This window comes from Chitinivibrionia bacterium, from assembly GCA_009779925.1.
In the GTDB taxonomy this organism is placed as follows: Bacteria; Fibrobacterota; Chitinivibrionia; order Chitinivibrionales; family Chitinivibrionaceae; genus WRFX01.
The window spans coordinates 62,940-86,806 of the sequence record WRAZ01000001.1 but is presented as its reverse complement, the minus strand read 5'-3'; the positions used below and the strand labels follow the sequence as shown (position 1 = coordinate 86,806).

Here is a 23,867-nt window from a genome sequence, read left to right as displayed (position 1 = left end):
TTTACATCCTTTCAGGTATATCAATCCCCAAAACAGCAAGTACGGTTTCTATGGTTTTAAGCGTTTTTTCGGCGATTGCCAAGCGCGATTTTTGCAGGATTTCGTCTTTCTCGTGCAAAATCGGCGAGGAGTTGTAAAAACGGTTAAATTCCTGCGAAAGTCCGTAAATGTAGTCGCAAAGATAATTGGGGGAACAATCAACGCCCGCGCTTTCTAAAACGTCGCCCAAACGTCCGATTTCCAAAAGCAAATCGCGGTCGTTGTCGGTGATTTTTATTTCGCCCGACGTAATTTTTGCCTCCGCGCATTTGCGGATTATCGATTTTATTCGGACTGCCGTATATAATAAATAAGGTCCTGTTTTACCCTCGAACGCGCAGAATTTATCCAAATCAAAAACGTAATCCGAAAGACGGTAATTCGACAAATCTGCAAATTTCAGCGCGGAAATTCCAACCATTTTGGCGATTTTCGCTTTTTCTTCTTCGGTTTCATTCGCCGCCAAATTTGCTTCTTCAATTCGCTCTTTTGCCTTGTTTATTACCAAGTTTATTAGGTCGGCGAGCTTCATAACGCCGCCTTCGCGCGTTTTGTAGGGCTTTCCGTCCTGCCCGTTTACCGTGCCGAAACCGATATGCTCCAAAAGCAAATCCTGCCCCGCAATTTTCGATTTTTTGACTGCGCGAAAAACCTGCTCAAAGTGCAACGACTGACGTTTATCGACAACATAGCAAACACGGTTGGGCGAAAATTCTTTTACGCGGTAATCGATGGTCGCAATATCGCTTGTGGCATACAAAAATCCGCCGCCGCTTTTTACGAGCAATACGGGCGGATATTCTTTGGTATCGGTCGGCTCGGCGACTTCAATAACGAGCGCGCCCTGAGACTCTGTCGCGTAATTTTCTTTTTTGAGGTATTTGACGACCTCTTTCATTCTGTCCATATAAAAACTTTCGCCGAGCCAATAATCGAACTCTACGCCGAGTTGTTCAAAGTCGTTTTTGAGCGTTGCCACCGATAAATTCACAAAATGTTTCCAAAGCGCGACATATCCCGCTCTTCCTTGCTGTAATTCGTCTGTCGCTTTTACCGCCGCCGCCATTTTGTCGGCGTTTTCCTTGCATTCTTTGCTTGCCTGCGGATATAAAAGTTCCAGTTCGGCAATATCAAACGGCGGATTTTGCGGATATTCACCCGAAAATTTTTCGTCAAAATACGGCAAATCGGGATATTTTTCTTGCGTTTTGCAGATAAGCATTCCCATCTGCGTTCCCCAGTCGCCCAAGTGGTTGTCGGCGATTACTTTGTAGCCCAAATGTTTGAAAAGTCGTCGCAAACAGTCGCCGATTATTGCGCTTCGCAAATGTCCGACGTGCATAGGTTTTGCAACATTCGGTCCGCCGAAGTCAAGAACTATCGTTTGCGCGGAATTATTGTTTTGCAACGTCTCGCCCGACAATATTTTTTCGATAACTTCGTCTTTAAGCGTAATATTTATAAATCCCGCGCCTGCGATTTCTATCTTTGCAAAATCCGCATTTTTGCTTAAAATATCGGCGACTTTTTGCCCGATTTCGCGAGGGTTTTTACCTAAAGTTTTTGCCGCCGCAAGCGCGCCGTTGCATTGAAACTGACATAAATCGGGACGTTGTGATTTTACGACTTTTGCAAATTTTTTGTCGATTTGCGCTTCGTCAAATGCGATTTCCGTTAGATTTTCGACATACTCTCTGATACTTTTCATATTTTTTGCTCCTTTTTTGTAGAGGAAAATACTAAATGCGCGCAGACGACACGGTAAAAAGAAATATAAAAGGGCTAAAAGTCTCTGTGCATCTTGTTTTTTTGTTTTTTTTAATTGCGCAAATAGTATATTATTCAGTAAAATCTAAGTTTTTGTCTTACATAAAGGATAAATGGGAGAAAAAGTAATGCCTGAAACAAGACGAATTTTACAAAAAACTGCGCTTGTTGTGCGCGCAGAGTACACATTATGAGTGTTCGCAAAAGAATTCTTGTCCCTATGGTGGCGTTGACGATTGTTTCTTGCGGGGCGGTTCTTATTTCTTCGATTTTGCTTTATACCAATCAACTGACAGAATCGAATTTCGTTCTGGTAATTTCGCTGATAACGGCAACAGTGCTTGCGATTTGTATTATACTGGCAAGATTTATTACGGCTTTTATTGAGAGCCGATTGAAAGATATGGTAAATCAGGTCGAAAAAGCAAACGAGCATATACAAGTAATGCTTGACGCAATGCCTTTGTCCTGCACGCTTTGGGGGACGAACTTAAAAGTGCTCAGTTGCAATAACGCTATGACAAAACTTTTTGGTTTGAACAGCAAACAGGAATGTATAGAGCGTTTTGCGGAGTTTTTGCCGGAATTTCAGCCTAACGGGCGGCTTACGATTGATGTAATGAAAGAAAGTGTTGATAAAGCCATTAAAACAGGGAAAGATGTTTTGGAGTTTACGCACCGTTTGCCAAGCGGAGAACCCATTCCGATTGAAGTCACGGTTGTTGGGATAAACGACGGAAGCGGCTTGCTTTTTGCGACTTACGCTCGCGACCTGCGCGAGTATAAACAGATGATGCAAGAAATAGAAGAAGCGCAAGCAGCCACAACTTTGCAACTTTTAACATTAAACCTTGTGGTAAAAGCGACAAAAATCGCCGTGTGGGATATGGAAGTCGTTATGGGCGACCCAGTAAATCCTCATAACAAATTTGTGTGGTCGGACGAATTCAGAAGTCTGCTCGGATTTACGGACGAAAATGATTTCCCCAACGTTCTCGAAAGTTGGATAGAAAGATTGCACCCCGAAGACAGAGAAAACGTCGTTAACGCTTTTGCAAAACATATTCTCGATAAAACAGGAAAAACGTCTTATGACGCAGAATACAGAATAAAGAAGAAAAACGGCGAGTATGCCTATCACCGCGCCACGGGGGAAACAATTCGCGACGAATACGGCAGTGCCGTCCGCGTAGCGGGAGCGCAGATAGACATAACGGAATCCAAGAAACATCTGCTCGAAATAAGCACTATTCGCGACCTTATGAAAAAAATGCTCGAATCAATGGACACTATGATTAAAATTACCGAGATTGAATCCGACAATGTTATTTATCTGAACGAAAAATTTAAGAAAGAATTTAATTTCTCGAGTGATATTGCAGGTCAGAAATGTTGGAAACTTCTTGTTGAAAATGCCGTGAAAAGATGTAGCTTTTGCCCTAAAAACAACACTATGTTAAACTTCGACAGAGCCGTTTCTTGGGAGTTTTTCAATCCGAAGACAAAAAGGCGCTACAAAGTTATGGGTAAATTTATAGATTGGTCATACGGCTCCAAGGTTTTTATGGAGCAGTACGTTGACATAACTGAAGCGAAAGAATTAGAAAAGACGATTACCGAAGCAAACGAGCGACTTACGCTTATGCTTAATACCTCTCCCCTCTCCGCTATGATATGGGACAAAAGTCTTGAAGTCGTAGATTGCAACGACGCGGCTGTAAAACTCTACGGATTTAAGAATAAAGAAGAATTTATGAAAAGGTCGTCGAAGTGGTGTTCTCCCGAATTCCAGCCGGACGGACAGCGTTCCGACGAAAAAGCGATGCAATTGGTTGTTCAGGCGTTCGACCAAGGTTATTGCGCGTTTGAATGGATGCACAGAATTCCCGCCGACGGCTCGCTTATGCCTTCGGAAACCATTCTTGTTAGGACAAAATATCACGACGAAGACGTTGTGGTAGAATATACCAGAGATTTAAGAGAACAGAAAGAATTTCTTGCCGAGATAGAAAAAACACAGGAAAGCCTGCGTATTACGCGCGACGCCGCAGAAGCCGCCAACAGAACAAAATCCATATTTTTGGCAAATATGAGCCACGAAATAAGAACGCCGATGAACAGCATTATAGGATTTTCGGAACTTGCGCAATGCGGCGATATTCCCGCAAAGACCAGAGAATACTTGACGAACATACACGAAAGTGCGGAATGGCTTCTGAAAATCATCAATGATATTCTTGATATTTCCAAGATTGAGTCGGGCAAAATTGTGCTTGAGCAAATTCCGTTCGATTTACCCGTCATTTTTGCGCACTGTCAGTCGGTAATTATACCTAAGGCGGAAGAAAAAGGAATTATGATTTATTGCTACGCGGAGCCATCGGTCGGCAAAAAACTGCTCGGCGACCCGATTAGAGTGCGTCAGGTGCTTATCAATCTTCTTTCAAACGCCATTAAATTTACAAATGTCGGCACGGTTAAACTTCTGGCGTCCGTAAAACAGGTTGTTGACGACAGAATAACAATAAGTTTTGAAATAAAAGACAGCGGAATAGGTATGACTTCCGAGCAAATTGCAAAGATATTTGAGCCTTTTACACAAGCAGACGACAGTGTTACGCGCAGATTTGGCGGCACGGGTTTGGGGCTTACGATAGTGAAAAACTTCATAGAACTTATGGGCGGCGTTCTGAGTGTAGAAAGTGTGATAGGGGTCGGAAGCAAGTTCAGTTTTGAGCTCACTTTCGATTTAATTGACGATGTTGCAGGCGTGCCGTCCGAAAAAATCGTTATTAATGAATTTCAACGACCTGTTTTTAAAGGGCACGTTCTTATTTGCGAAGACAATGCGCTGAACCGTCAGGTGATTTGCGACCACCTCGAAAGGGTCGGATTAAAACATACCGTGGCGCATAACGGCAAAGAAGGTATCGACATTATAAAAGAGCGCATAGGAAAAAAAGAAGAGCCTTTCGATTTAATTTTTATGGATATTCACATGCCTGTAATGGACGGTTTGGATGCGGCTTCAAGTATTAAAAAATTAGGAATAAAAACACCTATCGTAGCTCTTACCGCAAACGTAATGTCAAACGATTTGGAACTTTACAGATCGAGCGGAATGTCGGATTGTTTGGGCAAACCGTTTCTTTCTCAGGATTTGTGGAAATGCCTTATAAAATACATTCCCGTAGAGCATTTTGCCGACACAAGCAAAACCGAATTGTCGGAAGATGAAGAAAAAATCCTGAATAAACTGAAACTCAATTTTGTAAAAGAGAACCAGACAACTTTTAACGACATTGTCAATGCTCTCGATACAAGCGATATAAAAACGGCGCACCGAATTGCGCACAGCCTTAAAAGCAACGCAGGGCAAATAGGCAAAAAACATCTGCAAGCGGCGGCAACCGCAGTGGAAGCTATACTTTCCGAAGGAAAAAATAACCTTAAAGAAAAACACATAAACAACCTTGAAGCCGAAATGAAAACGGTTCTTGAAGAATTGGCTCCGCTTATGCTTGAGGACGCCTCCAAGCAGGTAGAAAAAATCACAGACGCGGCAAAAGTGCTGGAAATTCTCAGAAAATTAGAGCCGATGCTAAAAGACAGAAATCCCGAATGCGAAGATTTAATAGACGAAATTCGGGCGATACCGAACGCAGAAGAACTTGTGTTGCAAACAGAGAGGTTTAATTTCAAAAAAGCGATTGAAGAGTTTGATAAAGTCAAAAAGAAGTGGGAAACAAGCAATTAAAGAAGTGCGGGGAGGTGAACGATGAGTGAAAAAAAGAACAACATATTGATTGTGGATGACGAAAGTTCCAACATCAGAGTTCTGAAAGACATACTGAGTTCGGACTACAGAATTTACGCATCAACAAACGGGCAGGACGCAATTGAAACTGCGCTGGAATTTTTACCCGACGTAATTCTGCTCGACATTATTATGCCCGATATGGACGGATACGAAGTAATAGCCGCGCTGAAAAACAGTGAAAAAACGCGAGATATTCCGATTATATTGATTACAGGGCTCGACAGCATAGAAGCCGAAGAAAAGGGCTTAACTCTGGGCGCCGCAGACTACATAATGAAACCGTTTCATCCTCTTATCGTCAAGTTGAGGGTCAGCAATCAGATAAAACTTCTCAAACAACTTCGCCAGCAGGCAATGGAGCAACAGTTTTCCATTGTTGAAAATATGCCTAATCTTATTTTGTCCATAACTAAAAATGCAGTGGTAGAATATGCCAATCCCGCCGTATCCGCTATTACGGGTTTTACAAAATATGACCTTATGAAAGACGGGCTCGGCGTAATTTTTGAAAAAGAAATGCTTGCGAACATAAAAGAAAAGCATATTCCCGACGCTATACAAGGCAAAATAGTTCATTTTGAAGTCGATATAATCCGCAAAGACGGCATAAAGCGCATATTGACGGTTTCTATTTTCCGTACAGGAGAAAACAATCTCGGAGTTGTTTTTGTAGATTTAACCAAGATGCGCGAACTCGAAATAGAGAACGAAAAAGTCTTTTTGGACGGGCTTACCAACATATACAACAGACGATTTTTCGACGAATCCATAGCCCGCATTTTCAAGTCATCGTCTCGCGCCAACAGTCCGTTAAGTTTGATGATGATAGACATAGATTTCTTCAAAAATTACAACGACGCTTACGGACACAGCGCAGGCGACGATTGCCTTAAAGCTGTTGCCGACATTCTTAAAAAAGGTATTCCGAGAGCATGCGATTTCCTTGCCCGATACGGCGGAGAAGAATTTGTAGTAGTTCTTCCAAACACCGACAAAAATGGCGCCATTAACGTTGCCGAACGTTTCCTTGCCGCCGTGCAAACACTCGATATTCCACACAAAACAAGCGAAACGGCAAAACACATAACATTTTCAATAGGAATAACGACGGGCAACATCAATCATACACATACCGCCGAGGATTTCATAAAACGCGCGGACGAAATGCTGTATAAAGCCAAATTGACAGGAAAAAACAGGCATTGCTTCGCGGCGATTTGAGGAGGTTATTACTTCCTCTTACACAAAACCCCGTCTTTGCTGTCTAAAACGTCTATTCCTTTGGCAATTACGATATTTCTTATCTCGTCGGATTTTGCGAAATCTTTTGCTTTTTTCGCCTCTATACGCTGATTAAGCAAATCGGCGATTTCTTGTAATTTGGTATCGCTTGCGCCGTCAAAACCATCGAATTTTATGCCGTCGATTATTTTTTCGTTTGTTTGTACTTCGCGGAATAAATCTAAAGCGAGAATTTCGTCCGCTTTTTCTGCGGCGGCTTTTTTTACGTTGTCGGCGATTTGCGCGTTTCTCAGTATTCCCCAGATTTCAGCGAGGGCTACGGGCATATTCATATCGTCCGAAACCGCTTTGTAGAAATTTTCCAAAACGCTTTCCGTTTCGGTTTTTGAGACAGTTTTTTCGTCTGCGTTAAGCGTTTTTCTTGCCAATGCGCGTAAATTGTTCAGCCCTGTTTGCGCGCTCAAAACGTTGTCTATTGAGAACGATAATTGTTTGCGATAATGGCTCGAATAGCAAAAATAACGGTATGCGAGCGGGTCTATGTTTTTGGCTTTCAGAGTATCCACTGTAATAAAATTCTCGCCGGATTTCGACATTTTCGCGGCTTCCATAAGCAAAAATTCGCCGTGTATCCAAAAGCGGCAGTATTCTTTGCCTGTCGCTCCTTCAACTTGCGCTATTTCGTTGGTGTGATGGATTGGAATGTGGTCAACTCCGCCGCAGTGAATGTCGAGCGGTTGCGGCAAATATTTAAGCGACATCGCCGAGCATTCTATGTGCCAGCCGGGAAACCCCACTCCCCACGGCGAGTTCCATTCCATTGCGCGTTTTGCGCCGTCGTCGGGCGAAAATTTCCAGAGTGCAAAATCGGTTTTGTTTTTCTTTTCGCCGACTTCAATTCGGTGTCCTTCCTGCAGGTTTTCTACGTCTAATCGCGCGAATTTTGCGTAAGTCGGAAATTTTGCGGTGTCAAAATATATGCCGTCGCTTGTTTTGTAGGTAAAACCGTTTTCTTCCAGTTTTTGCACCATATCTATCATTTCGGGAATATGGTCGGTCGCTTTCGGGATAATTGTCGGACGAAGAATTTTAAGGTCGTCGCAGTTGCGCATAAAAGCGTCGGTGTAAAATTGAGCTATATCCCAAACCGTTTTGCCCTCGCGCGCCGCGCCCTTTTCCATTTTGTCGTCGCCGCTGTCGCTGTCGCTTGTAAGGTGTCCCACGTCAGTTATATTCATAACGTGCTCGACTTTGTAGCCGCAATGCTCCAACGCGCGCCGCAGAACGTCTTCAAAAATGTATGTGCGCATATTTCCGATGTGAGCGTAATTATACACGGTCGGACCGCAAGCATACATTCCGACTTTGCTGTTTGTTGTCGAAAATTCTTCTTTTTTTCGCGAAGTTGTGTTGTAAAGTTGTATTTTTTTCATAAATGGTTTTCCTTTGTTTTGTTATTCCGCCAAATGAACTATCGGCAAAAATCCCGCTTTTTTGAATGGGATTTCTATTTGTATTCCGAGCGCTTTTTCTATTCTTTTTAGGTCTTTTTCGTAAGCGACTACCAATTGATAATCCCAAACGCAGTTAAGCGCAACAAAATTTATCGTCTTTTTTACGTCTTCTCTATTAACTTTTACCGCGCCGTCCGCGTTCAAAAGGTCGTCGGTGTTTTCTACGGCGACGGCGAGCGTTTTTATCGCAAAAAGTATCGGCATTACGCAAAAAATTCGCATTCTCGGCTCTTGTTTCGGGATTAAAATTGAGTAAAGAAGCGCGCGGTTAAGCGATTTTACCGCTTTTATTATCAGGACGTTCATAACTTCCTGCGCTTGTTTGCGGTTTTCGGGCAGATAAAGTTTTTCCAAATTAACGCCGTACTGTTGCGCCAAATCGCGGGGGATAAAACTTACGCCGCGTTTCAGGTCGCCCATTGCGTCCTTAATTATATTGGTAAGCTGCAATGCCTCGGCGAAAGCGGTTTTATGCTCGCTCATTTGCTCGTAAAGTTTCTCGTTTATCCACGGCGAAAACCCGTAAAACAAATCGGTTAGCATATTTCCGACCGTTCCTGCGACAAAATAGCAGTATTCTTCCAATTCTTCGAGCGATTTTGTGCCGATTTCGGTCGCCTCGTTTTGACGAACTACGGTCTTTTTCATTCCCTCTACCATTTCGCAAACAGTGTTTATCATCGCCTTTTTGGCGTTTGCGGGAAATGCGCGGTATCGCTCAAAAACGGTATCGGGATAAAGCGCGATAAATTCTTCATCGTCGTCGCTTGTAAAGGCAGTGCAAATTTCTCGAATGTTTTTTAGATATTGCTCGTCTTTTCCTTCGCTTAAAAAGAACAGGCGAAAGTTTTCGAGCGCGGCAGTCTTTTCTTCGGCGGATAATTTTTCGCTGTCCTCAAAAGTATCGGCAATTCGGCACAGCAAATATCCAACCAGAACAGGCTCTCTGAACGGTTCTCCGAGAGCCCTTATAGTCAGCGCGAAAGTGCGCGAAACTTTTTTGAGCATAAGCCGATTAAAAAGTTTCGCGTCCGTCTTTTCACCCTTAAGTATCTCTACTTTTAATTTTTCGAGAACGTCGCTCATAATTCGTCGTAAATCTCTTTTTTTAAGAATTAAAACGGCAAATTGTCGTCAACCGCGGGGGCTTCGCTAAATCCACCGCCGCCGTTGTATTCGGGCGCGGGAGCGTCGTTGTACGGCTTGTGATATTGCGGCTGTTCTCCTGCAAAACTGCCGCCCGCGCCGCCTTCGCTTGCTACGCGACCAGCCAAAATAGTGACGTTATCCGCCAAAATTTCGGTCATTGTTCTTTCGTTGCCGTCTTTATCGGTAAATTTTCTGTATCTTAATTTTCCTTCAACGTAAAGCGTGCTGCCTTTGCGCGAACTTCTTGCGACGTATTCCGCCTTTTGATTCCACATAACTATCCTGTGCCAATCCGTCTGCTCTTGCTGATTTCCGCTTTTGTCGCTAAATCTTTCGGTTGTCGCAATGCTGACTTCCAAAACTTTTGCGCCCGACGGCGTTGATTTCAATTCGGGGTCGCGCCCTAAATTCCCCACAAGTACTACTTTGTTAAGCGATGCCATAATTTCTCCTGAATTTTTCAATAAAACCTAATTTTACCGCGGATAAAATAATTTTTGCGCGGCGAATAAAGTAATTTTTCACATAATTTCGCTCTTTTTTGTGAGAAGGGCGTATTTCTCTACGCCCTTTTGTTGATATTTTTACCTATTTACTCTAAGTCTCGCCGAATAAGCAATTTTTTTGCCACAGGCGTTGACTGCCTCGGCGCTACATAACCCTCATCGGCGCCCTGCCGGATTGTCGGTGAAAATTTATGTCGTTAAAAAATCTTTTGACTTCGTTTCGCGCATTCTTTTTCCGAACAAAGCGCGTTAAACCTATGCCGTCAAAAGTTCCGCTACTGCCTCCTCTGACCCAGTTGTTATTAGCGACAAAAAACGACAATCTTTCGTTAACATAAAATTCCATAACATCAACCGAATAATTAGTTCCCTCAACGCGTTCCATATAGCGAACTAAAACATTGTCGAAATCAGCAGACCTTCTTTCTGCGATACCGATTAAAAACGAACGCCCGTCGTCGATGTGCGACATCATTGCTCTCATTGCAACACGGTCGATGTTGGCAAAAACGGAAATTGTAAACAGCAAAATAAATACAAATGATTTTTTCATTTTTTACTTCCTTTCTTATATACGAGACCTAAACATTGTCCAACCTAAACTCAGCACTGTTGTTTGTTGAAAACCAGTGATTGTCTGCAACATCTCTGTTTGTTGCCACTGTCCCCACCTATAATTCCACCAGTTGTATCTATTCCATTCTTCATAGTATCCAAATAAACTTCTAACTGTCAAGTCAAAATTGTGCTTGCGCCCAATCATCATTTTCCAAAAAACACCACCAAAAGAGTGTTGCCAAGAATGATAGCCAAACCATTGAAATCCGACACTTCCGCCAAAAATATGCGTTCCTCTTCCGTGCCGATTAACTACCCCGCCTACATTAAATAAATAGCCGAAAATATGAGGAATTCCAAGGTTTATGTTGTGTGATAAATAAACATCTGTCGGAGTAATCAAACCAAACTCTATTGACATTCCCAAACCAAGTTGTCCTGTTGTTGAAATATGCGTGTTTTCCGCTATAGTCAATGTTCGTTCTCTTCTGAATTGAAATTCTTGAATTTCAGCATCTCTACGCAATACAACAAAAACATTGTCGCTACGAGGTAATTCTTGTCTCTCGACGTAAATAGAGGTAGGTGATAACGGTATCATTTGCGGTGTTGCAATCGTATTTACCGCAGCTCCACAATTACCACAAAAATTTATTCCCTCAAGTAGTTGCACTCCACAATTAGTGCAAAAATTGTTTGCCAAAACAAACACAACAGATAACAGCACGACTACCGCCGCAACTTTGATTTTTCTCATAAAATACCCTTTTAAATTAAATTTGAACATTTGGAGATATTCGAATACAGAGAAAACGAAAAATTCATTTTTTTTGTATCAAAGAACAGAGAGAAAATAATTTTTGCGCGGCGAATAAAGTAATTTTTCACATAATTTCGCTCTTTTTTGTGGAAAGAACGTATTTTTGAAGCGAAAACCCGAACACGAAGAGGAATTATGCAAGGTTCAATCATAAGAAGAAAAACAAGAACGGCGATTGTCGGAAGCGTAAAAATCGGCTCGGAGCACCCCGTTTCCATTCAGTCGATGACCAACACAAAAACCGCCGATGTCGAAGCAACGGTCGCGCAAATCCGCAGGTTTGAAGAAGCGGGCTGTGAAATTATCCGCATAACCGTAAACGACGACAGCGCCGCCGAAGCCTTTGCAAAAATCGTGAAAGCGAGCAAAATTCCCGTGGTTGCGGATATTCATTTCGACTACAAAATGGCGCTTGCGGCAATAAAAGCGGGCGCGGCAGGAATAAGAATAAACCCGGGGAACATCGGCGCATTCGAGCGAACAAAAGAGGTCGTCGATGCCTCAAAAGCCGCGGGAAACGCCATTCGAGTAGGCGTAAATTCGGGAAGTTTGCAAAAAGATTTGCTTAAAAAACACGGTCGCCCTACCCCCGAAGCCCTTGTGGAGAGCGCCGTTCGTTATGTCGAAATGATGGACGACCTGAATTTCACAAACTTGGTGCTTTCAATAAAATCCAGCGACGTAATCTCTACAATTTCCGCCTGCGAAATGCTGTCGGCGAAAACCGACGTTCCGCAACATATCGGCATTACGGAGTCGGGAACGATAAAAACAGGAACGATAAAATCAGCGGTCGGTATCGGCGCGCTTTTGGCGCGGGGCGTCGGCGACACAATCCGCGTTTCGCTTGCAGGCGACCCCGTCGAAGAAATAGACGTAGCGCGGCAAATCCTGAAATCGCTCGGACTCAGAGGCGGTCCCGTTTTAATCGCCTGCCCAACCTGCGGAAGAACACAAATCGAACTCGCCGCCCTTGCCGAAACGGTAGAAAAACGCCTTAATTTATACGAACAAAATATAAGCGTCGCAGTTATGGGTTGCGTTGTAAACGGACCGGGCGAAGCGCGCGAAGCAGACGTCGGCGTTGCAGGCGGAATTGGAGAAGGATTATTGTTTGTAAAAGGCGAAGCCGTGAAAAAAGTCAGCGAAGACAAAATTATCGACGAGTTGTTTTTGTTGATTGACGAGGTTGCAAACAAAAAATAAATGTAGAGACGCGATGCTCGCGTCTCTACATAATTATAATCCTATCTGCTGACACCCATCCTTGCAGAATAAGTAAATCTTCTTCCGCTGATGCTTGTCGCTTCAACCACAATCAGATACGTGGCATTTGCTACAAAACGCCCTGCGTGGTTGGTCAAATTCCAAACAAACGTATCCGTACTTCTTCCGCTTGTCTCAAACACAACATTGCCCAAGTTGTCGGATATTCTGATTTTTATTTGCGTGGGCTCAGGTGTTTTTACGCTGATGTTTGCTATGTCCGAAGCAATTGCAGGATCAAGCAAAATACCGTAGGAACTTAGCGCCTCAAGTCTTCCGCGAATAAATGACGACCCGCATTCCTCTTCGCCTAATTGCGGGATTGCTCTCGTATCAACAGCGCCTTCGGCATCGCAAACACTGCAAAGGCGTGTTCTGCTTCTGCTACCGTCCTCAAAGCACGTTGCAACTTCCGTTGTGTCCCAAGCAGTCCAAACGCTAAAGTTATGGTCTGTTCTTATTAGTGTGCCGCCGGACGCTATTCCCGCGTTAAATCCTGCGTTTTGGGCAGTTCTTGCAAAGAAGAAATAGTTTTCGCAAGAAGTTAAGCTCAAAAACTCTCTTGAAGCCTGCCAGCCTGTCGTGGGAGCGGTATTTGTTGTACTGCGAGCATATTCTATCGCTTGCCCGTTGGTCGCATTCGCAATTTGGTTCAGTGTTATGCTGTTGTGAGTTCTGCTTGCCATTGTCGGAGCAGGCACTGTTGCACCAGCCGCTCTGTTTACCGTAAGCGTTGCAGAGCTCGAATTTACACTGCCTGCGCTATTTCTGACAATTACACGATAACGATTACCGCTCATTTCAGCTGTAGTTGCAACTGTTGTGAAAGACGCAGTTGTTCCGCCCGTACCGTGGGTGGCAGACACATCAGTCCAAGTAGTACTGCCGCTCGGGCGCACTTGCCATTGGAAAGTAAGCGGAGCTGTCCCCGAAGCAACAACCGAGAATTGCGCAGTTTGACCGACCTGCACCGTTCTGCTTGCAGGTTGCGTGCTTATCGAAGGTATTATTACGGGATTATTAGCCGTCAATGTAGCAACGCTTGATGTTACAACGCCCGCACTGTTGCTGACTGTAATGCGATAACTGTTTCCGCTCATTGCCGCGGTTGCCGCAACTGTTGTGAATGACGCAGTTGTTCCGCCCGTGCCGTGAGTGGCACTAACATTAGTCCAAGTAGTACTGCCGTTCGGTCGCACTTGCCATTGGAAAGTAAGCGGAGCTGTTCCCGAAGCAACAACCGAGAATTGCGCGGTTTGACCTACATTAACCGTTCTGTTTGCAGGTTGCGTAGTTATTTGTGGCGCTACTGCCTGCGAAGTGCCGCCCATAAAATTGAACGAAACGCTTCTTGTTGTCGTGTTATGTGTAATATTAGTTATAGGTCTGTTTGTGTTGGCGCCTGCCCACGACCTTGAGTTAGGAACTGATGTGTCGGTAAAAGAATTTCTGAGTACTCCGCCAACGGTTTGGGGCCACGGGTCGGTTGCGCGGTTTGTAGATGTACTGCCCACATCGCCGCCCGCTTGTTTTATGTAAACTCCGCGCCGCGCGGCATTGGCAACAACCCTGTTTCCCGTCCAACTTACACCCGCTCTGTCCACGTGATAAATCAACAGACCGCTTGCGGGAATGCCATTGTCCCAAGCAACATGTCCTGCCGCCGCATTTCGCTGACGGTTTTCAAGTAAAAAATATTCGTTGGTTGTTGTTGTTCGTATTCTGTACACAACCCCGTTGGACATTGTGCTGGGGCAAGGTATGGTAATTGCTTGCGCGGTAGTAAGTTCGACTACATCCGCCCAACCTACCATCATTCGGAGTTCTGCGGAAAGATTTGTCGGTCTGTCGCCGTTGCCTGCCCAGTTTCCGCTCGCCATAAGACACCATCTGCCCAAGTCCACCGCTCTGCCGTCGGTATCGCCGTTTGTGTCGTATGTATCGGGTAGTCTAAGGACAGAATGCCCCAATTCGTGAGCAACAATACCTATTCCCGACATATTCGTGCCGCTGTTGCTACGAAATTCGGGAGAGCAAGAATATCTGTTAACTCTTCTGCCGTTGAGAGTTAAGGCAGAAAAAGACGACGCGTGCGACCATATCGATTGTCCCACAGGCGCTCGCGCTTCCTGACCATGTCCTGCAAAAATAATATGCACGGCTATTGCGTCGCCGCCTGTACCTGTATTGCCGGGCGCAGGATAATTTGCAAAATTCAGTCCGTGGTCGCGCGCCGCTCCCTCAACCGCCAAGCGAGCCATTCTTCCGCCTGCTCCGCTACGTTGCGGGTTTTCTGTGTTATTGTGGTCGTAATGCCATATTGTTTGCGGCATTCTTACAGGTCCGTAAACACCAACCCGTAAATCAAGCGCGCCGTAAGACATAGCTAAAAAGTAGTCCCGCAAACTTCCCGGTCTGCTCGCCTCATTATAGCCCACCTGATTAAACATATTGTAAAAAGCTTGCCTTGTCACTCTAAACGGTCTGTCGGGAAAATCCACAAGGATAATCGGAACTCGAACTGTTCCGGAAGTCGGAGCCGCCCAAATTTCAAATTCTTCTTCAAGCGCGTCGTATATACCGCGTGCCTGACGCAATAAATCTCGCTGACCGTCGCTGAACCTTAAGTTTCTCGGTGTTCTGCGCAATAAGTCTCTTTCTTGGTCTGTCCTCTCGCGGACATTGCGAGCACGAATTCCCGAAGGTTGCAAATCACCGTATTCGTCCTGAACTGCATACTCCAAAAAACCGTCGTTGTTAAAAATCAGCGTAAATTCGTCCTCGGTTGTTCGCCAGTTGTGCCACGGACTTCCGTGCATCTGAATGGTAATCACCGAGCCGTCGGGATTTATAAAATCGCCCGGATACGGATACGCAGATACCGCATACGCGTTAAACTGTAATCCGATTACAGCGACAAATATTGGTATTGCTACCCACAATTTAATGAACTTTTTCATCAATTCCCCCTATGAAACATAAATATATTAAAACAAAAACACTCCCCCTTACGAGCGTCTTGTTGAAATTTTCATTTGCGTTTTGTTGCGGTCTGAATTATTTTATGTCATATTTGCTTGCTGTTTTTTGTGCTTTGCTTATTGCTTTGTTTCTGAAGGTAAGTATAATAACAAATTTTTGTTTTCGCACAAAAATTTTTAATTGAAGAAAAATTTCTTATTAGTTTAATGACTGAATTTACGAATTACCCTCAAATATTCTTCTTTTTCGTCAAGACCAAGCATCGTGTGAACCAAATTGCCGTTCATTGCAAAAAACACCATAGGAATGCTTCTTACTCCGAACGCCGCCGCAATGTCTCTGTGTCTGTCTATATTTATGCGATAAAGTTGTACGTTCTCTTCTTCGGCTTCTTCTAATGCTTGCGCAAGAATTGGTTTAAGCATACGGCAAGCGCGACACCAATCGGCGTACATTTCCAAAATCAAAAGTTTGTTTTCTTGCTTTAGTATGGTTTGGAGTTCTTCGACCGAGCCGATTTCCACAGGCGCAGAAAACACCTTGAACACAAATGCAATTATAATTCCCAGCAATACTGCTTTTTTAAACACACAAATATTTTTACTTCGTTTCATAATTAAATCTCCTTTTCCTCTAAAATTACATCTTTTCGCAGGTCGCCGCCGCAAAATTCTTTCAAAAACACATTTTTTTCGTTAATTTCGACGTATGTCTGCCTTTCTGACCAAATGCCGCAATTAGCGTAAATTTTCTTGCCACTCTCTGCCAAATCGCAGATATGTGAATGCCCCGCAACCAAAACAGAGGAATGTTTTTTATCGATAAAACGGAATGCCGCTCTTCTGTATTTTTCTTTCCGCGACGGCGTATTTACGTTGCCGACATTCTTCTTTCGGCTCAATTCACTCATCATTTTCATAAATCGAATTGCAAAAAACGGCGGCAAAAGTTTATATAAAAATTGAAAAAACGTATTTCGCAAAGCAGAACTCAGCAAAAATCGCAAAATGCCGCTCTTAATATCATCGCCGTGGGTGCAGAAAACCTTTTTTTTGTTTTGCTTAAAGCTAAAATGCCTGTCGAAAACCTCTATTCCCAAGGTTTTCAAAAAATTGCCTTTGAAAAAATCGTGATTTCCCCGAACAAAGTTAATTTTGACTCCGCGCTTTCGGGCATCCAACAAAATCGAGTAAATATTTGTAAATTCTGCGGGGACAACCGAAGAATATTCTATCCAGTAATCAAAAAAGTCCCCTAAAATACAGAGTTCGCCGTCGCTCGGCAGAGCGTTGCAAAAGTTTTCAAAAACAGATTCAGCGCTTTTTTCGCCTTTGCCCCCCGCGCCAAAATGGAGGTCGGAAATAAAAAATTTTATTCCCATTCGTCTGTAGCAGTAAAATCTTCAGCCATTTCTCTGAAATTGGCGTCGCTGTCGAATTTGGAGTCGAACGTTAATTCGCGAATTTCCATCTCTTCCTCCGCGTCCTCAATAAGCGGAATGGAGTCTTTGTCTCGCAAAAATTCGTCGGTATCTACTTCATCTTCAAAAAGTTGCATAAAACCCTTCTTTATAGAAAATCTTATTTATTTTCGGCGAAAATATTTGTTGGTATGCTCTCCTGTCAAGGGGTAAGTCAATTTATTTCAACAATTACTCTTTTTCCTAAATATTCGCGGCTGACATCATACTGTTTTTTGTCCGCAAATTGCTCGCAATCGTCCAAAATTGCGCTCTTGTAAAGGTATATTTTTGCGCCGTTTTTCATTGTTTTTCTCATCGGCGGCACAAATTCGGGCAATATTTTTAGCGCGCGGCTGGTTATTATATCAAAATGTTTTTCAAAATAAAGGGGCGCTTCCTCTATTCTTGTGTGAATTGTTTTGCAGTTTGAAAGTCCGAGCTCAGCGCAGATATTCTCGATTGCCGAAAGTTTCTTTTTTTTGCTGTCGAGCATAAAAATCTGCGATTGCGGGTAAATTATTGCAAGCGGTATTGCAGGAAGCCCGCCGCCCGTACCTATATCGCAAATGATTTTTTTGTCCAAATCGGCAGGCGTATCTAAAATTAAAAGCGAATCCAAAAAATGCAATGTCCATAAATCATCAATGTTTGTTTGTCGCGAAAAAAGGTTAATCTGAGAATTTATTTTAACTAATTGTTCAAAAAACAAGTCGAATTTTACTAAAACTTCGTCCGCTCTGCTGTCTAATTTGCTTTTAAGAAAATCGTAAAAAATATTCCTGTTGCTCACAGTTCTCTCTTTTTATTTGAATTTAGCGCAACATTGCCGAAGCGTCAATCATATAGTTTCTCGGACACAAAGGTCTGCCGCCGCGTCTTACTTCAAAATGCAAATGCGGTCCTGTGCTTATGCCCGTATTTCCCATATAGCCGATAATATCGCCCCGCCTTACGATGTCGCCGACATTTACGGCAGACTGCGAAAGGTGTGCGTATCGAGTAAGGTAGCCGCTGTTTCGGTGAGTTATATCGACTTTAATTCCGTATCCGCCGCGAACTCCCGAAAAAGAGACTATTCCGTCTGCCGCCGCTATTATCGGCGTCCAAGGCACATTGGCTATGTCAATTCCTTCGTGAATGCTTGCTCTGTTAAGAACGGGGTGGTTTCGCGCGCCGAACTCCGATGTTACCCGACCTTGCGCAGGAGTTATGGATGGTTTTTCCGCGAAGAATATTCGTTGCCTTTCAGCGGTCTCGTTTATTGTAATCAAACGTTGTTCCAAAAAGCCTAACCGGCGTCTGTTGCCTGCGATTTCTTCATCCATTTCAGAAATTTGCACTTCAATGGGAGAGCCCAAAAGTTGTCTTACTTTCTCCGGAAACAAAACCCGTCCGCCTACGCTTTGTCTTTTTATATCATCCGGCACGGGCGCAATACCTCTCGCAATAGACAACTCGGTTTCAAAATCAGAAAATCTCGAGACAAATTCCGTTTCTTGCGCCACAAGCAAATTAAGCGAGTCGAGCGTATATACCAAATGTTGATGTCTTTCTTTTTCTTCATTATAAACGTTTTGTGCGTCTGTAATGGAAACCGTATAATATACTCCGACCACCGCTGTTGCGAATACGACAAAAAACAGCACTGCCGTTAAATACATAATAACCGCATTTAATTTCAGTACTATGGGAGCTTTCGCATTTCGATTATTTCCAAAAACGACTTTAATCATTGCGATACCTCCTCTCGACTAATAGCCTGCTTGTCCAATTTATTGCACATCTTATAAATGTAATAAATAATTCTTCGTTTCGCTCATATTTCTTCATTTTTCCCTCATTTTCTGAAAAAAGCGTCCAAAATTGCCGCTGTCGGATAGTAAAATTTCTTATTTCCTCCGTAATCACATTCAACCGTGTCGCAATTAAAAAGCAATTTGGATTTTATTATTTCTTCTATAGGTTGTGCGGGGTTTAAGGCAACATTTTTTTCGCCGCGAACGCCTGTTGTCTGCACATTTATGCAAATTTCCTGCAATGAAAGCGTTTTGTTCTTAAACTTATTTACCAAAATAGATACCCCTATCGGCAAAAGTCGTCGCCTAACACCCTCCGCCGCAACATCGTGGAGTTTGTAATCTTGTTCCAAAGTTTCGCCGTTTTTGCTGAATTTTGAAGAAATAAGTTTAAAAATCGACGAAATCGGAAGGAAAAGAATATATATCGGGTAGATAAAATATGATAATTTATACGTTAGCTCAAAGGAATAAATTCTGAAAAGGGATTTTGGAAAAAGCTCGCAGGTAATAAACACAAACGCCGTCAGAATTATTGTTTGCAATAAAGCGTTAATTTCTTGAAATATGCCGAATATTATTTTTCCGAACGCGAAAGTCAGAAGAACAAGCGTTATCGTGTTTCCGATAAGCAGGGTTGTCAGGACTTTTTCCTTGTTTTTGAGAAGCGTAGTCATAATTTTTGCAGATTTATTGCCTTTTTGCGCAAGGGCGTTTATCTTAAATTCACTTACCGAAAGAAAACCTGCCTCATATCCCGAACAAAAGAAAGATACGACCCACGCAAATATAAAAAGCAAAAAATATGCGACCATATTACTCTTGTCCTCCGCAGTTTTCCAGTATTATTTGCGCCGCACAAATTTCTTTTTCGTGGCTTACCGAGCAATGAATTTTTGAGATTTTACCGACTTTAAGCGCAACTGCAAGTTTTTCGTCCAAAACACGAACGGACGGTTTTTTTTCGCCGTTATTTATATATTCGATTGATTTCCACGACGATATTTGCTGTAAATTGTCGGGCAACGCCTTGTAAAACGCTTCTTTTACCGCCCAACGAACAGCAAAATGAGGCGCAGAATTTTTCATTTTCAGGCAATATTCGATTTCACCGTCCGAGAAAACCTTTTTCTGAAAGTTTTTCCAATGCGGTTTTTCCGCTATTTTTGCTATACGATTTACATCACAAATATCCACACCTACTCCGATTATCACGCAATTCGCTCCGCTTTTAAGGCGCGCGTCATTAAGTCCACCATTGCGTTTTGAGGACTTTTTCCATTATATAACGAGTTGTAAATTTCAGTTGTTATGGGCATTTCCACTCCCAGTTTTTGCGCAAGCGAATATAACGACTTGCAAGTTGTAACACCTTCTGCGACCATTGCCATTTTCTCTTGAGCTTCCTGCAAACTTAAACCTTTTGCCAACATTTCGCCAAAATTTCTGTTTCGCGAATGTTTGGAACAGCAGGTCGTAATAAGGTCGCCAAATCCCGCAAGTCCGCTGAAAGTGTGTTCGTCCGCGCCCATTTTTTTGCCCAAGCGTATCATTTCCACCATTCCTCGCGTAAGAAGCGCGCCTTTTGTGTTGTCGCCGAAACCCAAACCATCGCAAGCGCCTGCCGCAAGAGCGATAACGTTTTTTACGCTTCCCGCAATTTCCACGCCGACAATATCGGTCGAGGTGTAAACCCTGAAAACACTGTTTGAAAAAATCTGCTGAACTTCTTTTGCAAGGTCTTCGTTTGTTGAGGCGGCAACGACTGCCGTGGGAACTTTTCGTCCGACCTCTTCGGCGTGCGACGGTCCCGACAAAACCGCAAGTTTATCCATTGTTATTTTCGGGATTTCCTGCGTTATAACTTGGCTCAGAATAGCGTCGCTTCCTATTTCTATGCCTTTGGAAACAACAACCCACCCACGAACATTTACTATTTTTTCAATATCGATTTCCTGAACCAGCGTTTTCATAGTCGCCCTAACAAATTGCGTGGGAACTGCAATAACAATATAATCGCAATTCTCAAACAAGTCGGCGACAGATGTTGTGATTTCGATGTCGTCAGGGATTATTATACCGGGAAGTTTGATTGGATGTTCGCGCTTTTTTTGCAGGAGTTCCGCTTCTTTTTTGTTAAACTCCCACATTTTAACGCTGTGCCCATTGCTGTCAAGCAAAACCGACAACGCAATAGCCCATCCGCCCGCTCCCAAAATACCAATCATCATAATTTTTATGTCTCCATAATATGTTCTTAAAAGTTATGAGGAGGCAAAATACTATTTGCCACCCTGCAAAAACACTTTTTAGTCCAATTTCGGCAAATTGTGCTTAAGATACAACTCTCTCATTTGCAATTGGCTGACTTCAGCGGGCGCTCCCATCATCAAATCTTGCGCCTTCTGGTTCATCGGAAACGCTATAACTTCACGGATATTGCTTTCGTTTGTTAAAAGCATAACCATTCTGTCCACCCCGGGAGCAATTCCGCCGTGCGGAGGCGCGCCGAGTTTAAACGCGTTAATCATTCCGCCGAATTTTTCTTCAACAACTTCTTTACCGTAGCCTGCGATTTCAAACGCCTTATACATAATTTCAGGACGGTGATTTCGGATTGCGCCCGAAGAAAGTTCCACGCCGTTCACAACAATATCGTATTGATACGCCAGAATGTCGAGCGGATTTTTGTTAAGAAGCGCGTCCATTTCGCCCTGCGGCATTGAGAACGGGTTGTGCGAAAATTCGATTTTGTTGGTTTCGCGGTTCAATTCAAACATCGGATAGTCGACTATCCAGCAAAATTTATAAACGCCTTTTTCGATAATATCCAAATCCTGTCCGAGTTTTACGCGCAATTTGCCTGCAATGTCGCTTGCAATATGCTCTTCGTCGCACATAAAAAACACAACGTCGCCGTCGCCCGCTTTTGTGCGTTCAACAATTTTTGCTACTGTCGCGTCATCCAAAAATTTAAGTATGGGACCTTTTACTTCGCCGTCTTTCCAAGTAAGATACGCAAGTCCTTTTGCGCCTATTGATTGAGCGTAGGCAACCATTTTATCAAAAAACGAACGCGGCTGATTTGCGCAGTTTTTCACGGGAATAGCGCGAATTACACTGCCGTTTTTCACTGCTTTTGCAAATGCTTCAAAACCGCTTTGGGCAAAAATATCGCCCGTTTCGCACATTTCAATCGGTATGCGTAAGTCGGGTTTGTCGCTTCCGTATTTAAGCATTGACTCGCGATAAGGAATACGCACGAATGCCTTACTGTCCGTCCCCGAAACAACCTTGTGCGTTCCGAATTTGTTGAAAGTATCGGAGAGTACGTCTTCCAAAATCGCAAAAACATCGTTTTGCTCTACAAACGACATTTCGATATCCAGCTGATAAAATTCGCCGGGACTTCTGTCGGCGCGAGCGTCTTCGTCGCGAAAACACGGTGCTATCTGAAAATATTTATCGAAGCCCGAAACCATCAAAAGCTGCTTAAATTGTTGCGGCGCTTGGGGAAGAGCGTAAAATTTTCCCGGGTGAACACGGCTCGGCACCAAATAATCGCGCGCGCCTTCGGGCGACGACGAGGTCAAAATAGGAGTTTGAAACTCCATAAATCCGTGTTCTATCATTTTTGTCCGCAAATGCGCTATAACCTTGCTTCGCATAATAATATTGTTGTGCAATTTTTCTTTTCTCAGGTCAATGTAGCGATGCGTAAGGCGCGTATCTTCGGGTGCTTCTGTTTCCGGGAAAACAGGGAACGGAAGTGTGCCGCACTCGCCCAAAACTTCGCAGTCGCTCGCCGTAATTTCGATTTCACCTGTTTTCATATTGGGGTTAATATTTTCGTCTAAGCGAGCAATAACAACTCCCGAAAATTTGACAACAGTTTCTTTCGGCAAGTGTCCGATTGCGTATTGATTGGGATTGTCGGGGTAAATCACAACCTGTGTAATGCCGTAGTGGTCGCGCAAATCAATAAAAAGCACTCCGCCGTGGTCGCGTCTGTTGTGTATCCAACCGCTGACTTTTACTTCTGCTCCGATATTCTGTTTAGAGAGTTCCCCGCAAGTGTGCGTGCGATACAAATTCGCCATAAATTTTCCTTTCGTGTAATTTTCGAGGGTAAAAATAATATTTGTTTTGGAGAGGAGTGGTGAATTGGCGGTTTTTTTACGGATTTCTATTACATCTTATTCTGTTTCAGAAAAAATAATGGATAACATATTAGTTAAACAGTGCTTTAAACAGTGTTTAGTTTTTTACGCAAACGCCACATATAAGACGAAAGTTGGAGATTGGACGGTTTTTTGTGGAAAATAGCAAAAAAATGATGTTAACTGATTTTTTGCAAATACAGATTGTTTTTTCTTTGCGCAAATAGTATTTTCAAAAGAAAAAGGGGGTGTATTTATGGTAAACACGGCAACATTAAACATAAAGACCGATAACGAAACAAAAAAAATGATAAAAACCGCGGCAACTAAACTTGGCTTGTCGATGAATGCGTTTGTTGTAGCGGTAGTCAGACAAGCGGCTAAATCTAAAAATCTTGAAGATTTTTATTTAAACAAAATACACGAAGCGGAAATTTACAACTACCGTCATAGACACGAAGTAAAATCTTGGAGCGCGCTGAAAAATGAATATGGTGTATAAAGTTGTCCCCAGTCCAAAATTTGAAAAAGATTTAAAAAAAATTGGCAAATCGAATGCGACAGAAATTATTAAATGGATAGAAAAAAATTTAGAAAACACCCAAAATCCGCGCGAAAAAGGAAAGCAACTTAAGTATGATTTTCAAGAATATTGGCGTTATCGCATCGGTGATTTCAGATTACTTGTAGAAATAATTGACAACAAACTAATATTAAGTTTAATAACAGTTGCTCACAGACGAGAAATTTATGGATAAACGGCTAAGTTCTGCGATATTCAAGCAA

At 43.1% G+C, this 23,867-nt stretch carries 20 protein-coding genes and 1 pseudogene; 5 read left to right on the top strand and 16 right to left on the bottom strand.

The window, feature by feature from the left end:
- Position 1: 1 nt before the first annotated feature.
- Positions 2 to 1,747 (bottom strand): arginine--tRNA ligase, encoded by a 1,746-nt coding sequence (argS, locus tag FWE23_00405; protein MCL2843906.1) that lies wholly within the window; start codon positions 1,745 to 1,747, stop codon positions 2 to 4.
- 249 nt (positions 1,748 to 1,996) lie between these two features.
- On the opposite strand from argS, the gene FWE23_00400 reads away from it, so the two are divergent.
- Positions 1,997 to 5,563 (top strand): ATP-binding protein, encoded by a 3,567-nt coding sequence (locus tag FWE23_00400; protein ID MCL2843905.1) that lies wholly within the window; start codon positions 1,997 to 1,999, stop codon positions 5,561 to 5,563.
- 21 nt (positions 5,564 to 5,584) lie between these two features.
- The gene (locus FWE23_00395) at positions 5,585 to 6,847 is read left to right on the top strand and encodes a diguanylate cyclase (GenBank protein ID MCL2843904.1); all 1,263 of its coding nucleotides are present in this window, start codon (positions 5,585 to 5,587) and stop codon (positions 6,845 to 6,847) included.
- 8 nt (positions 6,848 to 6,855) lie between these two features.
- On the opposite strand, the gene cysS is transcribed toward FWE23_00395, so the two are convergent.
- From cysS to FWE23_00370, 5 genes are all read right to left on the bottom strand, one after another.
- Positions 6,856 to 8,301, bottom strand: coding sequence for a cysteine--tRNA ligase (gene cysS / locus FWE23_00390; protein MCL2843903.1), 1,446 nt, complete (start codon positions 8,299 to 8,301; stop codon positions 6,856 to 6,858).
- 21 nt (positions 8,302 to 8,322) lie between these two features.
- Positions 8,323 to 9,468: a squalene/phytoene synthase family protein gene (locus FWE23_00385; protein MCL2843902.1), complete on the bottom strand. Its 1,146-nt coding sequence runs from the start codon at positions 9,466 to 9,468 to the stop codon at positions 8,323 to 8,325.
- 29 nt (positions 9,469 to 9,497) lie between these two features.
- Positions 9,498 to 9,974: a single-stranded DNA-binding protein gene (locus tag FWE23_00380; protein ID MCL2843901.1), complete on the bottom strand. Its 477-nt coding sequence runs from the start codon at positions 9,972 to 9,974 to the stop codon at positions 9,498 to 9,500.
- Positions 9,975 to 10,182: 208 nt separating this feature from the next.
- Positions 10,183 to 10,590, bottom strand: a complete 408-nt coding sequence (locus FWE23_00375) for a hypothetical protein (protein MCL2843900.1) — start codon at positions 10,588 to 10,590, stop codon at positions 10,183 to 10,185.
- Between the two features lie 15 nt (positions 10,591 to 10,605).
- Positions 10,606 to 11,352: a zinc ribbon domain-containing protein gene (locus tag FWE23_00370; protein MCL2843899.1), complete on the bottom strand. Its 747-nt coding sequence runs from the start codon at positions 11,350 to 11,352 to the stop codon at positions 10,606 to 10,608.
- Positions 11,353 to 11,550: 198 nt separating this feature from the next.
- On the opposite strand from FWE23_00370, the gene ispG reads away from it, so the two are divergent.
- Entirely contained in the window at positions 11,551 to 12,621 is a 1,071-nt protein-coding gene (gene ispG / locus FWE23_00365; GenBank protein MCL2843898.1) for a flavodoxin-dependent (E)-4-hydroxy-3-methylbut-2-enyl-diphosphate synthase, read from the top strand.
- A 41-nt stretch (positions 12,622 to 12,662) separates the two neighbouring features.
- Here ispG and FWE23_00360 read toward each other — a convergent pair whose 3' ends face one another.
- The 10 genes and pseudogenes from FWE23_00360 to aspS all read right to left on the bottom strand — a co-directional run bounded on the left by FWE23_00360 (position 12,663) and on the right by aspS (position 23,021).
- Positions 12,663 to 15,641, bottom strand: a complete 2,979-nt coding sequence (locus FWE23_00360) for a M6 family metalloprotease domain-containing protein (protein ID MCL2843897.1) — start codon at positions 15,639 to 15,641, stop codon at positions 12,663 to 12,665.
- Positions 15,642 to 15,866: 225 nt separating this feature from the next.
- Positions 15,867 to 16,277, bottom strand: coding sequence for a thioredoxin domain-containing protein (locus FWE23_00355; protein ID MCL2843896.1), 411 nt, complete (start codon positions 16,275 to 16,277; stop codon positions 15,867 to 15,869).
- Between the two features lie 2 nt (positions 16,278 to 16,279).
- Positions 16,280 to 17,044, bottom strand: a complete 765-nt coding sequence (locus FWE23_00350) for a UDP-2,3-diacylglucosamine diphosphatase (GenBank protein ID MCL2843895.1) — start codon at positions 17,042 to 17,044, stop codon at positions 16,280 to 16,282.
- The gene (locus tag FWE23_00345; GenBank protein ID MCL2843894.1) at positions 17,035 to 17,220 is read right to left on the bottom strand and encodes a hypothetical protein; all 186 of its coding nucleotides are present in this window, start codon (positions 17,218 to 17,220) and stop codon (positions 17,035 to 17,037) included. The genes FWE23_00350 and FWE23_00345 overlap by 10 nt, the downstream gene beginning before the upstream one ends.
- A gap of 77 nt (positions 17,221 to 17,297) precedes the next feature.
- Positions 17,298 to 17,915, bottom strand: coding sequence for a 16S rRNA (guanine(527)-N(7))-methyltransferase RsmG (gene rsmG, locus FWE23_00340; GenBank protein ID MCL2843893.1), 618 nt, complete (start codon positions 17,913 to 17,915; stop codon positions 17,298 to 17,300).
- A 91-nt stretch (positions 17,916 to 18,006) separates the two neighbouring features.
- Positions 18,007 to 18,450, bottom strand: a pseudogene (locus FWE23_00335) (M23 family metallopeptidase).
- Between the two features lie 512 nt (positions 18,451 to 18,962).
- Complete coding sequence (locus FWE23_00330; protein MCL2843892.1) at positions 18,963 to 19,736, bottom strand: DUF21 domain-containing protein; 774 nt, start codon at positions 19,734 to 19,736, stop codon at positions 18,963 to 18,965.
- 1 nt (position 19,737) lies between these two features.
- Positions 19,738 to 20,136 carry a holo-ACP synthase gene (gene acpS, locus FWE23_00325; GenBank protein ID MCL2843891.1) on the bottom strand — a complete coding sequence of 133 codons (399 nt, stop codon included), beginning with the start codon at positions 20,134 to 20,136 and terminating at the stop codon, positions 19,738 to 19,740.
- Entirely contained in the window at positions 20,133 to 21,152 is a 1,020-nt protein-coding gene (locus tag FWE23_00320; protein MCL2843890.1) for an NAD(P)-dependent glycerol-3-phosphate dehydrogenase, read from the bottom strand. Before FWE23_00320 ends, acpS begins: the two co-directional genes overlap by 4 nt.
- 78 nt (positions 21,153 to 21,230) lie before the next feature.
- On the bottom strand, positions 21,231 to 23,021 hold the full coding sequence (gene aspS / locus FWE23_00315) for an aspartate--tRNA ligase (GenBank protein MCL2843889.1): 1,791 nt from the start codon (positions 23,019 to 23,021) through the stop codon (positions 21,231 to 21,233).
- A gap of 316 nt (positions 23,022 to 23,337) precedes the next feature.
- Between aspS and FWE23_00310 the strand changes: the two genes are divergently transcribed.
- Together FWE23_00310 and FWE23_00305 are read left to right on the top strand one after the other, a co-directional pair.
- A complete protein-coding gene (locus FWE23_00310; GenBank protein MCL2843888.1) occupies positions 23,338 to 23,583 on the top strand; it encodes a DUF1778 domain-containing protein in 246 nt (81 codons plus the stop codon).
- Positions 23,567 to 23,839, top strand: a complete 273-nt coding sequence (locus tag FWE23_00305; protein MCL2843887.1) for a type II toxin-antitoxin system RelE/ParE family toxin — start codon at positions 23,567 to 23,569, stop codon at positions 23,837 to 23,839. The genes FWE23_00310 and FWE23_00305 overlap by 17 nt, the downstream gene beginning before the upstream one ends.
- The last annotated feature ends 28 nt before the right edge of the window (positions 23,840 to 23,867 follow it).